Below are 16,310 nucleotides of genomic sequence, written 5' to 3' on the forward strand. Positions count from 1 at the left end.
CAGGATCACAACCATGTCATTAACGATTCGGATAATCAGCTCACCGGATGATCAGGGAAACCGTCCGTCACAATACTATTTTGATGGTAAAGACGGCACCATCGGCCGGGATGCGCAAGCCGATATTGTTCTGGATGATCCACATGCACATATTGATGATACTCATGCCACGCTGCGCTGTACGGAAACGGGCTATGTCCTGACAGACAACAGCCGTGACGGCATTTTCATTAATAATCATCCTCAGGCGCTGGGCTGCGGGCTGCATTATGCATTACAGGACGGGGATATGCTGGCGATCGGTTCTTTCCGGTTGCTGGTGTCCTGTTTCATGGCGCTGAACACGCCACAAGTCTTGCCGGCGGAGAATGCCGATGATGAAGCGGCTCTGCGCGGATTATTTTCCGGGGAAGATAACGCGGCACATTTTGCAGACGATCCGTTTCTCAGTACGGAACCACCTAAAAAACCGGAGCCTCATGAGATCCGCTACCGTTTTTCCGCCGTCGCCAGACCCTATTCCCGTCCGGCGCCTGAACCGGAACCTGAGTCTGAACCGGATGTGATACCCGTTTCTTTTGTCAGTGAACCGGCACCGGCGTTTTTTCCTGATAATGTGCCCGTTGAGCTGCCGGATACAGAGACACTTTCGCCGGAGCAGCTCAGCCGTGAAAAACTGGCACTTATCAGGATACTGCTGCCGGAAATCAGCCGGGCACTGAGCTGTGCCGCAGATAAAGTGATCCACGATATATCGCCCTTGCACATGACGGCACTGTACCGTGATCAGAAACTGGCGAAAAAAATAGATTACTGGCAGGCCTACCAGCAATTTTTCAGCCGGCAGACAGCCAATAATCAATTGCAAAATAAGCTTATTGATTATTTTCGCAGCGAATTTTGTACACAGATTATTGAGTCAGTATGAGCCGGGTTATCAGTATTATCCTGTTTTTCTCTGTACTGACGGGGCTTACTGCCTGCCGGAGTCTGACATTACCGGAAAGTGGTGTGCTGAGGGTGGTTGTCCGCACACAGGAAAATAGTAATCCGAATGCGGATAACCAACCTGCGCCGGTAGTTCTGCGGATTTATCAGCTTAACAGTGATGAGATTTTTAACCGCGAATCCTTTATGGCGCTCTGGCAGCACGACCAGTCACTGCTGAAAGAGCAGTTGCTGGCAAAACGCACCACCGGACCGGTTTATCCTGCCAGTGAAGAAACGCTGTTGTTGCCGTTACAGGCGGGAACGACGCACATCGGGGTACTGGCAGGCTTTGCAAAAGCCGGTGAGGCAAAGAACAAAATAGTGGCAGCGGTGCTGCCGCTGCCGGTCATGCTGATGTCGCTGTATCTGGACGGACTGACGATGAGTATGACAGCCGGAGCTGATGCTGATGAATGATGATGCCGGCGTCTGGTGGCAGGAAGGACTGTTTTTACAGCCTGCCCATTTTCAGCAGGAGAGCCGCTGGCACAGCCGCTGTCAGCGGGACAGCCTGATGCTGATAAGCGGCGGGGCACACGGTTTCTCCCGGATGGAAACGGACGAGTCGTTGCTGAGTGCGGGTAAACTGACGCTGTTACAGGCGCGGGGTATTATGCCGGACGGCACACCGTTTATGCTGAATGCGCCGCTGACGGCCGATCTTAACGGGCTGAACGGCGATATTACCTTCCGGCTGACATTGCCGCTGACATCTGCGGCCGATCGCTTTGTTGCCCGTCCTCTCAGTGTGACGGATTGCTGCACCCCGCAAACACAGCCGCCGGTGATGATGAGTGTCGCAGCTCTTAATCTGCAACTGAAAAGTGACTCACAGCGGCGTGATGATGAAACCGCGCTGGCGGTTGCACGTCTGCATTGCACTGACGGCAGCGCACGCGTATCACCGGAGCCGGATTTCTGTGCTGCTACTCTGTTTGTGCAGGATAACCCCTGGTTACACCGTCAGATGGATGATATACGCGTGTTGTTACAGCAAAAACTGCAAAGCCTGCATTATACCCTGGCACATCTGCGTAAACAGGCCGGATACCAGACAGACGGCACCCGGGAAATAACCTTCCGCCAGCTGATGCCGCTGTATTCGCAACTACAGGCAGGAACTCAGGGCGACAGTATGACGCCCCGGGAATTCTACCGTTTTTGTCTTCAGTTACAATCGGTGCTGTGCGCGCTGACATTCAGCTGGCCTCCGCAGGCGCAACCATGGCGTAACGATGACCATTTCCCGCTTTTTTCACCCTGCATCGGGGCACTGAAACAACAGCTCTCTCCGCAGGGCGGCACGCAGGTGCAGACACTGACATGGGATACGCAACTGCTGGCATCCCGCAGGTTATTACGTGTTTCGCTTCCCGCAGATGCGCTGTCAGATCATAGCCGCATCATTCTTGAATATGAAGATGATACCCGCACGCAGGCCGATACAGCACTGATCGCCCGTTTGTTAAAACTGGCGGGAAACAGTCAGATAGCCGCCTGTGTGAATAACGGGCTGACCGGGATACCTCTGCTTGCGCTGGCGGTACCGCCGGACGGGATACACAGACGACCGCAGGCAGTCTGCTTTGAGCCGGATAAACGCAGCCCTCTGTGGGCGCGGTTGGTACAGCAGGACACCGTGCTGGCGCTGCATATTGATGGTCAGCTGCGTAATTTTACGCTGAATGCTTATCTGATTACCGGGAGGTAACAGGAAATGGACACATTTTCCGCAATACCGGCAGACGCTGCCGTGAAGAGTGATAAACAGCAGCCTGCCGGACACAATATCCTGTTAACCGCCGGGGCGCCGTTATTTCAGGCGCTGATCAGGCTGGCGCAGGGACAAATTCCTCCTGATATTTCCATTTTCCGCCGGCAGATGTTGCAGGCACTGAGCCGGTTTTACCGGATTTGCGCGGCGCATCAGGTGCATCCCTCGTTAACCGGAAAAAGTGCGTTTGTCTGGTGCGCGGCGCTGGATGAAGCGGTGCTGGTCACGCCGTGGGGGGCGGAATCCGCCTGGCATGAACACACACTGACCGGGACGGTATTTCAGAATCGCCGGGGCGGGGAAGTTTTTTTCCGTTATCTGCAACTTGCAGTGCATAACCCCGGTCCGCTCCATGATTTTCTTGAGCTTCAGTTCTGTGTGTTATCCCTTGGTTTCAAAGGTAAATACCGCACGCAGCCTGATGCGCTGGCCGCCTGTTATGTCCGGTTGCGACATTGCCTGGTGACGGAAAATAAGGTACCGGGAAAGGTGCGGGAAACTGTACAGGTGCGCCGGAACCGACCTGCGCGTCTGTTCCCGCTCACTCTGATTATATCCGGTGCGTTGCTGGTCTGTATTGCCCTGCGGATAGCCGCAGATGTGTATTACCAGCATACATTGCAGCAACTCAGCGCTGCGCTGACCACATTGCTCTGATAAGGAATAGACTGATGAAAATCCGGGCTGTGGCAGGTTTTATCACCGTAATACTGATACTGGGCGGGCTGAATATAATGGCCTGGTATTACCGCTTGACACAGGGCGGCAGCATATTATTGCCTGTGCTGATTACGCTGCTGAGTGTGAGTTTTGCAGCTTATATCCTGATAAAAACCGCCTTTCGCCGCGTAACAGACGAGCAACAGCTACAACGTCTGCAACAGCATCGTGAATACAAAATGCACTGGCGCAGGCTTATCCGGCAGTTACGCCGCAGCGGAGGCGCGCCGCACCGTGATCCCTACCGGGTGCGGGCTTACTGGCTGGTGTGTGAGGATTTACACCGGGCGCAGGCATGCCTGAAGCAGCATGGTTTTACACGGGTGGCGGATAACGACGAACTTCTCTGCTGGCAGGCGGGAAAAACCGTGATCTGGGTCAGCACATTTACCCGGCTTGCCGGTGACTACGGGCAGGAAAGCGTCCGGCAGTTACTGCGCCTGCGTCCGCGTCAGCCACTGAACGGGTTTATCGTACTGCATGACGCAATGTCTGTTGCCGCACTCAGTGCAGAGCAGGCGGTGCAACAGGGGCTGGCGCATCACCGGTCGTTAATGATCTTTGCCTCACACTTACAGTGCCGCCCGCCTCTGCATCTTGTCATCTGCGGATTAAGCAGTGTACCGGCGCTGCGCCGCCGGTTTGCCAACCCGCTACAGGCACAATTTTGCCATAGTACAGATTTTTGCCGTGAACGACAGGTGCTGCCGGATGCCCCGTTTACGCAATTTGTTATTGATATTATCAGTGAATTACAGCAAAAACAGACCGGGGAACTGGTGGTGGGTCAGACACAGGAAAATGCCGTGATCCTGAATTTTCCCGCACAATTACAGGAACATCTGTATTTGTGGGAGCACTATGCAGGTGCGCTACGTCATCATCGCCCGGCGGGAACCCGGCTGGTTCTGTCGTCGGCAATGCTGTGTGCGGGGGAGTCTTCACATCAGCAGATTGCCACGCCACTGTTTGAACGGATTATTCACGGCAGGGATGAGGTTATCCGCACCGGACAGGAGCGGCGTTATCTGCTGGCGTATAGCCTGGTGGTCAGTCTTTGTCTGTCCGGGCTGGCGGCGGCGGGTTTTATGCAGTGGACTCAGTGGCAGCAGCAGCGTGATACAACAATACTTCGCCGGGATCTTCTCTCCGGTCTGATGGCGCAGCAGGACAGTGACCGGGTTCACCGCCTGCACAGTCTGCAACCGCTGATGGCCGGCCTTCGTCAGGAATACCCCGCCCGCTGGTGGTTTCCGTCGCAGGAACTGCCGGTATACCGCCGCTGGCAGCAGCAGATCCGCAACATCGTATTTCCGCGTCTTGCCGCACAGTGGGAGCGGCGTCTGAAAACGGCACAGGCAGAGTTTTCCCCGCAGTTATTGTCGGTTATCCGTGATTATCAGCAACTTTTTACCGACGATCATATCGGTTCAGCCGTCAGTGATATCAGCGGCAGTGATGATATCACCGCACTGCTGAGTGATTATCCGGTTCAGCCGCTCAGCCTCAGTGAGAAGCAGTTATATAATGGCGCTCTTGTGGCGGACGCAATGCAGCAACTGATGGCGGCGGACCAGGCACAGGTGCTGTATCACGCATTGCGTGACCGGTTTAATCAGCAGCAGACTCCCCCGTCAGTCTCTCTCACTACGGTATTTTCTGCAGATTTATTCCCTCTGTTTCAGCCGGGAAACCGCTTTGCACAGATCCCGTTCAGTATGACAAAAGCCGGTTATCAAAAATGGCAGGCACAATGGGATAATGAGGATTTTCAGGCGGATTTTTCTGCACTCTCTGAGCCATGGTCAGGTAATTCAGATATTAAACCGGAAATGGTGATCGCTCAGATTAACCGGTTATATGATGAGGAATACATTCATTTCTGGCAGCAATTTTTATCTGAACTGTCACTGAAAAAAGCCGCCACGCCGGAGACACTGCTGGCGCAGTTGCTGCTTCCCGGTCAGAACTATCGCGACCCTGTTCTTGCCGTGATCCGCGGTATAACCCGCAATACTCTGTTTATGATACAGAAGAAGGAAGCCGCCCTGCCGGATTTAAAAGCCGGACAGCAGACTGCCGCACAACTGGGACTGAGTAAAATCAGCCGCAAGCTGAGAAAAGTGGGGCGCTGGCAGGCGGTTTTTGCAAAACGTAAAACTACGGATGAACCTGAAGGAGCTGCTATCACACAGGCATTCGCCGGATATCATTCATTACTCACCCCGGCAGGCGATCCCTCACCTGTTCTGGTGGCGTGGCAGCAGGCCGCCGGTGTATTACGGATGCAGTGGCAGCAGGGACTGAGCGCGCCGGATCCGCAATACGGATTTTATCAGCAACTGATGACCGGAACCACTGAACCGGCAGCAGCACCGCTGACAGGTGTGCCCGGCGAATTATCCGGCTGGCTTGAGCAGTGGCGGCAGCAATCATCACACTTACAGGCGGTAATGGCTGAGCGCTGGCTTGACAGTCAGTGGCAGCAGCGGGTGTATCCGTTCTGGCGCGACCGTCTCGCGCCATATTATCCGTTTACATCAGGTAATGCACAGTCAGTTGAACTGACAGATTTACATGCCTTTTTAGCCTCTGATGGTGTAATGGCGACATTTCTGCAATCCCTGCCGTCCGGCACACGTATCCCGGTACTTGCCCGGCTCTCAACACAAACAGAGCAGTTGCGTCAGCTTTTTTATGCGGACGGGCAATCAGCACTGAATATGCGGGTAGACATCAGCCCGGTTTCGTTGACACCCTCGCTTTCAGGGTTCCGGCTTACTCAGGGAAATGACGCCCTGTTTTATCAGCAGGGACCGCTTGTCCGGCAGGTTTTTCACTGGCCATCTGCACCGGATGCCGCACAACTGACGACAGATTATGTCCGCCGGGGAAACACGGTATTTTCGGCTTCTGTACCCGGTGAATGGGGATTGTTGCGCTGGCTGATGTCAGCACAGGCCCGCGGTCCGGCAATGGTGCCGGAAATGTCGGTATCAGATAACGGATATGAATTTCGTTTCAGTTACCGGATAAACGGCAAACCGTTTTCGTTACTGTCTGCATTATTCAGTGAATACCGGTTGCCGGTATCATTATTAAACGTCGGGGATACAGAAGGCAATTTCGCTGAAAATCTACAAATTATCGATAACTGATGCAGGAATTGCGCTGTGGTTCCGTGACACACTGACCTCTCTGTCAGGCTGAAATAATGAGTAATGTTATGGAAAACTACGCTGAACAGCCCCGTCCGCTGACGGTTGCAATTGATAACAGCACACCCTGTGTGGTGAGCCGTCTGCATGCACATGAATCATTATCAGACGGCTCCCGGCTGGAGGTCAGCCTGCTGAGCGCGACGCCGCTCACACCTTCACTACTGGGAAAGCTGGTGGTTGTCAGCTACCGGGACAATGGCATTGTCCGTACCTTTGCCGGTTTGGCAGAACAGCTTGAATGTGAGGGGTTTCATCCTGACAAACAACACTATTTTTACCGTATCACAGCGACAGACCCAATCACATTTCTCCGACATGGTCAGCAAAGGCGGCTGTTTCAGAATCAGAACAGCAAAGCGCAGATAACCACGCTGCTCACTGCGCATCAATTATCTGCATTTGTTCGTTTTGCCTTGCGCCATGAGGGGGAAACCACGCCCTGCATGTGTCAGATGGATGAAAGTGACAGCGCGATGATCCGCCGGATTATGGCGGCACAAGGCTGGTTTTGCTTTCGCAACCCGGACAATATCACGCAATGGACAATAACCGATTCGCTGCAACATGCAGCATTGGCGACGTGCGGGGATATTCCCTGGCGGGTGGCACAAACAGATGATGGTGCACGAATAACACAATTCCGTGCCTGCTGGCAGGCAACGGGGCAATATTTTTCGGCGCAAACCTACTCTCAGGAGCAGCATCACAGCCGCACGGAGACACAATCGCTGTCTGCGGCAGGCACCACTCAGCAGGTGCATTATTATGACAGTCCTGCGGACAGCGCGCAGATTGCCTGTGATGCAGCGGCGGTTTCTGCACACTATTATGAAGCGGGATCCGCGATTTCATCCCTTTGTGCAGGAATGCGTTTCCGGTTTTGTCATCATCCTGTTGATGATTATAACGATGAGTATTATCTCAGTGAGATAACGCACACTGCCGAGAGCAGCGAAACCGGCGGAAACCCGTTGTATCACAACACATTCCGCTGTCATCAGACACACACACCATTCAGAGTGCCGCTGGTCACCAAACCACGGGATCATGCACTACAGACGGCGACCGTTGTCGGACCGGAGAACAGTGAAACCTGGTATGACGCGCAGGGGCGGGTGAAAGTTCGTTTTCACTGGGAAGATAACAGCGGCGACGGCAGTTTATCTCAGGCGTGGCTGCCGGTCATTGCCCCGGGCGCCGGAGCCGGTGCGGGCGTTCAGTTTTTACCCCGGGTCGGGGACGCCGTGGTTATCCAGTTTCTTAATGGAGACCCGGACAAGCCGGTGGTGGCAGGTGCGCTCTGGTATCGTGACCATCCGCGCCCTTTCAGTGATGCTGCCACAAGCGGGATCTACAGCCGATCTACGCCGGATGGTGCGCGCGGTGCCGGAAATCAGCTGCGTTTTGAGGATAAACGTGATGAAGAGTGTCTTGCACTGGCAGCGCAGCGTGATTTACAACTGACGGCGAATAATGACTGGCTGACACAGATAAAAGGGGCTATCCGCTGTGAAACAGACAAAAGCCTGACGGTAGCCAGCAAAGAAAACATGCAGTATCAGAGTGAAAAACAGTGGCAACTGAATGCACGGGAAGGGATCACCCAACAGACAGAAAAAAACCTGAAAATGCAGGCGGATAACACACTGACAGCTGATGCAAAAACCATCACTTTAACCGCTGAACAAACGCTTACCCTTGTCGTCGGCGGCAGCAAAGTTGAACTCTCCGCAAGCGGGATAGCACTCAGTGCGCCGCAGATTACTGTAAAAGGTGACGGGAAAGTGACACTGGAAAGTGCTGTGCTGACCATGAGCGCACAGGCAAAAGCACAGTTGACAGGCGCACTGGTGCAGATAGACGCCTCGGCGATGGCAGAAGTGAAGGGCGGGGCAGTCGTTAAAATTAACGGCGCACTGACAACGATTAATTAAGGGGCGGTAATGCTGAGAAAAATACCCTACAGCAGCGTGATGCAGGTGATGAAGAATTACACACCGTCAGATGCCGCAATTGCACTGGCAAAAGCCCATCCTGCTCCGGCGGATTTTTTGTCCGCCGCACAGCAACAGAAATGTTATGCAGATGCCGTACTTTTTCTTGCTCACGGATTGCCGCTGAAAGAGGCGCTCTGGTGGGGCTATTGTTGCGCGCAGAGCCTGACGGAATGGACAACAGCGGACAGAATTGTACTGGAAACAGTCAAAGCCTGGCTTTCCCGTTCAGGGGAAGTGCAGCGGCGCAGTGCCGGTGATGCGGCACAATTACAGGGGCAGGGCTCTGCCGCCGGCTGGCTGGCACAGGCTGTATTCTGGAGTACCGGCAGTATGCTGGATGCTGCACAGCAGCCATTAGCCGCACCCCCGTTTTTATATGCTCAGGCACTGAGCGGAGCGGTGAATCTGATGGCTGTATTGCCTGACGGCGCGCAGGCAGCGGTGCGTTACCCGCATTTTATCTCTCTGGGAGTGAAGATTGCCCGCGGGGAAAGTGTATGAAACCGGCGGCACGAACCGGCGATATGCATTTGTGTCCCGGACAAACGCCCCCGGTTCCGATCCCGCATGTGGGCGGGCCGGTTCTGCCCGCGCCATCCACCATTCTGATTGGCGGATCACCAGCGGCAACTCTCGGGCAGATGTGCGTGTGTACCGGGCTGCCGGATGTTATCGCCACCGGCAGTATGACGGTGCTTTTGAATAACAAACCCGCCGCCCGTCTGGGAGACAGCACGGCGCACGGCGGCACAATTATTTCCGGTATGCCCTCAGTGCTTATCGGGGGATAGTGTAATTATTATCAATAAAAAGGGAATTTTATGGCAGGAATTACAATGGCAGAGGCACGTCAGGGCGTTACAGGCTTTAATACATTAGTTGGCTTTGGTGCATTGGATACACCACTTGGTGCGCTGGATGAAAAAGTGATGGCTGCAGAGCGGACAAAAATAGCGCTCTCTGTCAAAAAACTCTATTCCACCTATATATCGCAGGCACTGAGTGCAAAAGTGCATACCACGGTCATGATCGGGACAGACAGTGCACAGCGAATGCATCTGGATCAGGATGTGGTCGGCGGGAAAGGTTTACTGGACGAAACCGCGGATATTTATCAGAAAGGGCGGGAGAGTAAAACGTACCGGGTGATGCGGAAAATGGCCGATAAGGCCAGGGTTCAGGTGACAAAAAATCTGGCGACTCACCTGACCACGCCACTCGGGTTTATCCCTGACGGGGGGATAAGTAAAATGGTTGCTTCTGCGGCGCTTGCTGTGATGAATCAGGGTAAAACTATCCGCCGCAGCCGTAAACGCAAACACTATATTAATGATAAAAAAGCCGTTGCTGAGCAGATTGGTGATGTTGAAGCGCAGCGCAAGTCAGCTAAGTGGAGCAGTAAAACACTTGGCGGGGTCGGCGGTGATTTACAGCGTAATTTATGTAAGCTGAAACAGTCGGTTCAGGTGCTGCAAAGCCGTGAACAAAGCACCCGCCAGCGTATTGATATGATGAATGCACACAGTCATAACCATCTTGGCAGCCATGAATTATCACAAATCCGCTCATCGCTGACAGATCTCTCCATGAGTTTTCATGAGAGTCTGCATTATGTCGAAAAAGTCACCAATATGTGTACTCTGCTGGATGCGGCAAGTTGTGAAATTAAAGCGCACATGGATAATATGCTGACACTGCTTGAGGCAACAGAGTCCACTCTGATGTCTCAGGGAGATGAATTTTTCCGCTGATTAAGCCGGTTGTCAGGAATTACCCCGTATTGCAGATAACAATACGGGGTAAAAATCATTATACACAGAACATATTATGTCAGAATATTATTCTGATATTTTTAAGTATTCATCCGTTATTTTCAATCGTGGCATAATCGGACATTCTATATAAAAATTTATTACCGGCGGAGCCGGTATGTGTGTTTTTATAGGGATATAGAGTAATGTCAAAACATGTTTTATCCATTGTCAGAGAAACGCAGTCAAATAATGCCACAATCAGCTCTTTCGCTATTTCCGGCAGTTCCGTCAGAGGGTATATTTTAGAGCGTCCGGGACCGGATACATCTGAGTCTATGCGCCGTAAACGGATCCCTGAAGGCCGTTATTTTCTGAAGTGGCATAACAGTACGCTGCCTGGCGTGAAAAAATACAATCCGGTTCCGTTGTTATTCAGTTCATCTGTTTCACCAAACAGAGGCATATTAATTCATAACGGTAATTATCCGGCAAACACTGATGGTTGTTTATTAGTCGGCGCATCAAGAGGGATTGATTTTGTCGGAAACAGTGTGGTGAAATTAAAAGAAATAAAGACATTTCTGGATAAAGCCGGGATTCAAAATGTCACGGTAAATATTCGTTCATTTTACACGGAGTAATTATGATTAAAGGGGTTTTTCTTTCACTTCTGCTGCTGGTTACCTCAGTCTCTGTTCAGGCAAAAGAGCAGATATTCAACGGGATACTGCAAGCATACTGGTTACCGGTATGGAGTGACGACGGGAAACAAAACAGGCCGGAATTGTCGTACCGTTTCTTTGTTATTAATGACAAAAATATGGATAAACGGGTGATTAATTTATCGACTGAAAAACAATTTCAGGGATTGTTTGAAAAGCAGAACACGGTATTTATATCTGATGAATTCGGTCATGCGGAAATAAGTGGTGCATTAACACTGCGTGATTTACATGTGGTATCAGAGTGTAATTCCCCGGTGTATAACGCCGAAGGGATTTCATTTATCAGCAAAAAATACAAAGTGACTGATGTGCGGACAATGGAAAAAATCCAAACCTGTAATGCTTATCCGTATCTGCTGAGTTATACCGTAAAACCGGAAGTCGGAGCGGTATTTCTGAAAACAAAACCGCAAAAAGCAGCGGCAGATATCCGGCAGATTAAACCGGACTCTCCCCTTATTCTGATTAAAAAAACGGATCAGCAGTGGGTATATGTGGCGGAGTATGACCCGCAGGGCGATATGCTCAGCGGAAAAATCAGAGGCTATATTGAGTTGAAAAACCTGCAACCGGTAAATTAAAACCGCATTGCCGGTGATTTACAGCCGGAACAGTTTCATGCAGGATAACTGTCAGATATTTTCTGACGGTAACGGCTGGGAAAAATGAATACAGAGGAACGCCTGCGCTGCCTGACGCAATTGCTTGTCAGGCATACTGCACAGCGCGAAGACGGATGGGATACTGAGGTTCCCGGACTGTCACTGTGCCGGTGGACGGCACCCGCAGAGCCGGAAGGTTGGTTATATGAGCCCGGTATTGCGCTGGCGGTGCAGGGTGCAAAGCGGATCACTATCGGCAATAACAGTTATTGTTATCGTGCCGGAGAGGTGCTGATGACCTCTGTTGATATCCCGACGATTGCACAGGTGTGTGAAGCCACACCGGATGCGCCTTTTCTGGCGGTGATGATCCGGCTGAACCTGAACGATATTCCGGCGCTGATTCAGGAAAGCCGGTTTCAGTTGCTGACTCCGGGTGTAGCTGCACCTCAGGCAGTTATGCCGGCAACAGATGCGTTGGTAAGCTCTGTGTGCCGTCTTCTGGCATTACTCGATGCCCCGGACGATATTCCGGTAATGTCCCCCCTCATTAATAAAGAAATTCTGTATTACCTTCTGAAAAGTGATCAGGGTGCGTGCTTGCAGCTGATGGCGTCACAAAACAGTCAGTACAGCAAAATTACCCGGGCATTGTGTTATCTCAAAGAGCATTATCATGAAGCGCTTTCGGTGGAGTCACTGAGTCACCATGTACAGATGAGCACATCCTCTTTTCACCGCCATTTCAGACAGATAACACACATGAGCCCGTTGCAATATCAAAAATGGCTGCGGCTGAATGAAGCCCGGCGTTTGCTGTTGGTGGAATCAACGGATGCCGCAGAGGCCGCTTTCCGTGTTGGTTATGAAAGTGCATCTCAGTTTAGCCGCGAATACAGCCGGCTATTTGGTCTGCCGCCCGGACAGGATAAGAAACGGTTACAGCTTGTACCATCAGCATAAATATCAGATCGAATGATAGGATCAGGCAAGGATCAGGGAGGATAGGTTAAGAGATTTACGGGATACATCGCTTAAGATAAAGCTATCAGCAAAATGACTATCTGAGGGTGTAATCACATGAAAAATATATTTATTATCAACGGCTCCAAAGCATTTGGCGGGTCGGAAGGAAAACTGAATGATCATCTGACCATGATCGCCCGTGAGCATTTAATCAGTAAAGGAATGAATGTTCGTGTCACTCGTATTGATGACGGATATGACAATGAGCAGGAAGTCCTGAATTATCTGTGGGCAGATTTGATTATTTATCAGATGCCCGCCTGGTGGATGGAAGGTCCCTGGATTGTGAAAAAATATATTGATGATGTCTTTACGCAGTCTGATGATCGTTTCCACATCAATGATGGGCGCACCCGCCATGACATCAGTAAAAAATATGGGTCAGGTGGTGTATTAACAGATAAAAAATATATGTTATCCGTGACCTGGAATGCACCGCAGGAAGCCTTTGAGGATGATGCTCAGTTTTTTGAAGGGCGCGGTGTGGACAGCGTATATTTCCCGTTCCACAAAGCCAACCAGTTTACCGGGATGTCACCGTTACCGACATTTGCCTGTTTTGATGTCATTAAAAATCCACAGATTGAAACGGATATCAGCCGGTATCTTGCACACCTTGACACGGTCGTTTCCGGCTGAGTTTTCAGCGTGCCACTGATGCCAGACGCAATCCCAGCGCAATAAAGGTGGTACCGACCACTCTGTCTATCCAGTAATGTGCTTTCGGGCTGCCTGAAATACGGGCAGCCAGTGTACCGGCAATCAGCGCCAGTGCGAGGTCAGTGCAGAACCCGAGCAGCGCATAGGTTGCACCCAGCAACAGAAACGACTCTGCATAATGACCGCCGTCTGCGGCAATAAACTGCGGGAAAAAGGCAATAAAAAACAGCAGGACTTTCGGATTGGTCAGTGTGGTAATAAAGCCACGGATCAGAATCGTTTTTGCTGCCGCTTTCTGAATGACCACCTCTTCATTTTCCCCGGTTTGTCCCCGCTTTTTCAGTGTTCCCCAAATCATTTTTGCCCCGAGAAAAGCCAGATACATGGCCCCCAGGTATTTAATCACGGTGAATAAGGTCGGCGAGGCGGCAATAATCGCCCCCAGCCCGATGGCCCCGGCGATGGCGTGTACACTGCTGCCTAGCATCACACCCAGCGCGGAGAGTATCCCGGCTTTGCGCCCGTTCGCCAGACTCTGTCCCAGCACATAGGCAATATCCGGCCCCGGGGTGACGGCAAAAATAAAAACAGACACCAAAAACAGGGGGTAATGGATAATATCCAGCATGTGACAGCTCCTCGTGACTGACATCAATGTTAAATAGTGCCTGACATAATGCCACTAAGTGTAATTGACTGGCAAATGACATTTTTGATGGCCATTTATACCCAACGTTATTAGGGCTGCCGGCAGGCGGCAAGGGAAGACTGACAGGGAGCATACATCAGTATGTGACCCGGCGGGATGAGTGCAGCCAACGAACCTGCAGTTTGAATGAATACGGGTATATACAATGGCATTACGTAGATAAATTGTATGGACTCATTCAATATTTGTAATGAATTCGTACATCAGGTATCCGCCGGGTTAAAAAAAGGAACAAAATAGTATTACGCACAGAAAGAGTGTATCCGGATGGCAGATAGTGTAACAAAACGTAAGGGCGCGGCTCGGCGCCGGAGAAAGTGTATTATACTCAACAAAAGATGAAATCCCCGTATCATTTATTAACCACATGAATTAACAGGCTATTTTTTTATCACATTCCTTATGACTGTATTGCGGCCGACCAGGTGTCAGTCATGTCGTTTTTATTGTGAAGACCTGCTGCCGGATTTTAATCTCAGGGTTGTGACGGGCTGATGTCAGAGACGAATTATGCATTATGTATGTGAGCGAATGACAGTAACGTACGTGATTCATCGGAATACCTTATCTACGGCGTACGGCTCCTGATTGTTACCGGACAAATCAGGTGACGCCGAAAATGCGGATTTTAAGCGGCCAACTATCCGCAAGGAGAAAATTGTTGAAACATTTATTTTTAAGACCACGGCGCCGCCGTTTTTTAATCACTTTATTGGTTTTTCTGGTGATCCTCGGGGGATATGCAATGTACAACGCAACCCGGCTACAGGAAAAAGGTGTGGAGGAGCATTACACGCACCGGGGTGAGATTAAACAGTATTCCCTGAAAGACGGCAGCCAGCTGAAGCTGGATACAGAGTCCCGCGCGGTGGTGGCGTATGATCATGACAGTCGTGCGGTAAAACTGCTCTCCGGTCGTGCCCGGTTCGCGGTCAGTGAGAGCCGTGAAGAGCAGCGTCCGTTTCAGGTGACGGCCAACGGGGTAACGGTTGAGTCTGATACCGGGAATTTCGTGGTGGATATCGTCGGGAATAAAGTCTCTGTCTGTCCGCTTGATCAGGTTGTGACCACGCATTTCGGCGGAAAAACAGAAACGGTCGGGCCGGGTCAGCGCCTTGAAATCCTGCCGGAAGGGCGGGCAAAAGTCTTTCAGCGCCAGTATACCGATATTGACTGGCTCTCCGGTGCTTTAGTGCTGGATAAAGTGCCGTTATCGGAAGCGATTGAAATGATTAACAGCTACCGTGCTGTTCCTGTGGTTCTGATGAACAATGATAAACAAAATGTGGTGATAGACAGTGTGCTTTATCTCAACCAGATGGATGATGATGTGGAGCGCCTGATGCACTCGCTGGGGCTGACCCGCGAATCACTGCCGGGCTCCGAAGCTTACCGCTGATTGCCTGTCTGCGGATAAAGAATGACTGTCCGTCAACAGCAGTTACTGCTGTGCGCAGGTATAATGCAACGGATAATATATACACAACGTCATTCAGGATGCAGGCAGGAAATACAATGACATCAGCAGAGATAGAATGGGCAGATTTTGAAAAAGTGGAAATGCGGGCCGCAACGGTACTGAGTGCGGAACTGAATCCGAAAGCCAGAAAACCAGCCTATATTTTCACCCTCGATTTCGGGGAATTCGGTATAAAAACCTCAAGTGCGCAGGTGACTGTGCTGTATAACGCAGGCGAACTGATAGGCCGTCAGGTCTTGTGTGTCTGTAATTTTGCACCTAAGCGGGTGGCAGGTGTGAAATCTGAAGTCTTAATCACAGGGGTGGCAAATGCGGACGGTGATATTGTTCTTGCCGGATTCTCCCTGCCCGTACCCAATGGTCACCGCCTGATATAATCGCGGTTATGGCTTGTGTTTTTCTGTAAAATCGGGTCGAATGGGGTGTTCTGATGAAACGGACACCGCCATGCAACGACCGGTTATCTCTCTGCGTACCTATCAGCACGAAATTCCTGAACACAGTCATGATGATATGTGGCAACTGGCGGCGGGCGGCATTGGTGCAATGGAGCTGAAGGTCGGTAATGACAGCGGTGCAGTTACAGCCTCCGGGTCAGGATAACCGCTGGCTGCGGATACAGCACTCAATCTTCCCTGACCTGTGCTTTCCG

General features: G+C 51.4%; 17 protein-coding genes. 16 read left to right on the forward strand and 1 reads right to left on the reverse strand.

What is annotated here, in order from left to right; translation table 11 throughout:
• The first annotated feature begins 13 nt into the window (after positions 1–13).
• The 13 genes from ACMHKJ_RS17215 (at position 14) to ACMHKJ_RS17275 (ending at position 13,448) form a co-directional block, all read left to right on the forward strand.
• Positions 14–928 (forward strand): FHA domain-containing protein, encoded by a 915-nt coding sequence (locus tag ACMHKJ_RS17215; RefSeq protein WP_413495843.1) that lies wholly within the window; start codon positions 14–16, stop codon positions 926–928.
• Entirely contained in the window at positions 925–1,407 is a 483-nt protein-coding gene (gene tssJ / locus ACMHKJ_RS17220; RefSeq protein ID WP_413495845.1) for a type VI secretion system lipoprotein TssJ, read from the forward strand. The genes ACMHKJ_RS17215 and tssJ overlap by 4 nt, the downstream gene beginning before the upstream one ends.
• Complete coding sequence (gene tssK / locus ACMHKJ_RS17225) at positions 1,400–2,701, forward strand: type VI secretion system baseplate subunit TssK (RefSeq protein ID WP_413495847.1); 1,302 nt, start codon at positions 1,400–1,402, stop codon at positions 2,699–2,701. The genes tssJ and tssK overlap by 8 nt, the downstream gene beginning before the upstream one ends.
• 6 nt (positions 2,702–2,707) lie before the next feature.
• Entirely contained in the window at positions 2,708–3,421 is a 714-nt protein-coding gene (gene icmH / locus ACMHKJ_RS17230) for a type IVB secretion system protein IcmH/DotU (RefSeq protein ID WP_413495849.1), read from the forward strand.
• A gap of 14 nt (positions 3,422–3,435) precedes the next feature.
• Positions 3,436–6,642 carry an ImcF-related family protein gene (locus tag ACMHKJ_RS17235; RefSeq protein WP_413495851.1) on the forward strand — a complete coding sequence of 1,069 codons (3,207 nt, stop codon included), beginning with the start codon at positions 3,436–3,438 and terminating at the stop codon, positions 6,640–6,642.
• A 68-nt stretch (positions 6,643–6,710) separates the two neighbouring features.
• A complete protein-coding gene (locus tag ACMHKJ_RS17240) occupies positions 6,711–8,639 on the forward strand; it encodes a type VI secretion system Vgr family protein (protein ID WP_413495853.1) in 1,929 nt (642 codons plus the stop codon).
• A gap of 9 nt (positions 8,640–8,648) precedes the next feature.
• Positions 8,649–9,203: a DUF6931 family protein gene (locus ACMHKJ_RS17245; protein WP_413495855.1), complete on the forward strand. Its 555-nt coding sequence runs from the start codon at positions 8,649–8,651 to the stop codon at positions 9,201–9,203.
• Positions 9,200–9,493 (forward strand): PAAR domain-containing protein, encoded by a 294-nt coding sequence (locus ACMHKJ_RS17250; RefSeq protein WP_413495857.1) that lies wholly within the window; start codon positions 9,200–9,202, stop codon positions 9,491–9,493. The genes ACMHKJ_RS17245 and ACMHKJ_RS17250 overlap by 4 nt, the downstream gene beginning before the upstream one ends.
• Before the next feature lie 30 nt (positions 9,494–9,523).
• A complete protein-coding gene (locus ACMHKJ_RS17255) occupies positions 9,524–10,453 on the forward strand; it encodes a hypothetical protein (RefSeq protein ID WP_413495859.1) in 930 nt (309 codons plus the stop codon).
• A 206-nt stretch (positions 10,454–10,659) separates the two neighbouring features.
• Positions 10,660–11,097, forward strand: a complete 438-nt coding sequence (locus ACMHKJ_RS17260; RefSeq protein WP_413495861.1) for a DUF5675 family protein — start codon at positions 10,660–10,662, stop codon at positions 11,095–11,097.
• A 2-nt stretch (positions 11,098–11,099) separates the two neighbouring features.
• Complete coding sequence (locus ACMHKJ_RS17265) at positions 11,100–11,762, forward strand: hypothetical protein (protein WP_413495863.1); 663 nt, start codon at positions 11,100–11,102, stop codon at positions 11,760–11,762.
• Positions 11,763–11,846: 84 nt separating this feature from the next.
• Positions 11,847–12,746: an AraC family transcriptional regulator gene (locus ACMHKJ_RS17270; protein ID WP_413495865.1), complete on the forward strand. Its 900-nt coding sequence runs from the start codon at positions 11,847–11,849 to the stop codon at positions 12,744–12,746.
• 117 nt (positions 12,747–12,863) lie between these two features.
• A complete protein-coding gene (locus ACMHKJ_RS17275; RefSeq protein WP_413495867.1) occupies positions 12,864–13,448 on the forward strand; it encodes an NAD(P)H-dependent oxidoreductase in 585 nt (194 codons plus the stop codon).
• 4 nt (positions 13,449–13,452) lie between these two features.
• On the opposite strand, the gene ACMHKJ_RS17280 is transcribed toward ACMHKJ_RS17275, so the two are convergent.
• Positions 13,453–14,097: a LysE family translocator gene (locus ACMHKJ_RS17280; RefSeq protein ID WP_413495868.1), complete on the reverse strand. Its 645-nt coding sequence runs from the start codon at positions 14,095–14,097 to the stop codon at positions 13,453–13,455.
• Between the two features lie 742 nt (positions 14,098–14,839).
• Here ACMHKJ_RS17280 and ACMHKJ_RS17285 point away from each other — a divergent pair.
• The 3 genes from ACMHKJ_RS17285 (at position 14,840) to ACMHKJ_RS17295 (ending at position 16,261) form a co-directional block, all read left to right on the forward strand.
• Positions 14,840–15,577, forward strand: a complete 738-nt coding sequence (locus ACMHKJ_RS17285) for a FecR domain-containing protein (RefSeq protein WP_413495870.1) — start codon at positions 14,840–14,842, stop codon at positions 15,575–15,577.
• Positions 15,578–15,693: 116 nt separating this feature from the next.
• Positions 15,694–16,035, forward strand: coding sequence for a tRNA-binding protein (locus ACMHKJ_RS17290; RefSeq protein ID WP_413495872.1), 342 nt, complete (start codon positions 15,694–15,696; stop codon positions 16,033–16,035).
• Positions 16,036–16,105: 70 nt separating this feature from the next.
• Positions 16,106–16,261: a hypothetical protein gene (locus ACMHKJ_RS17295; protein WP_413495874.1), complete on the forward strand. Its 156-nt coding sequence runs from the start codon at positions 16,106–16,108 to the stop codon at positions 16,259–16,261.
• Positions 16,262–16,310 lie beyond the last annotated feature (49 nt).

Source organism: Morganella psychrotolerans (genome assembly GCF_965118875.1).
Classification (GTDB): domain Bacteria; phylum Pseudomonadota; class Gammaproteobacteria; order Enterobacterales; family Enterobacteriaceae; genus Morganella; species Morganella psychrotolerans_C.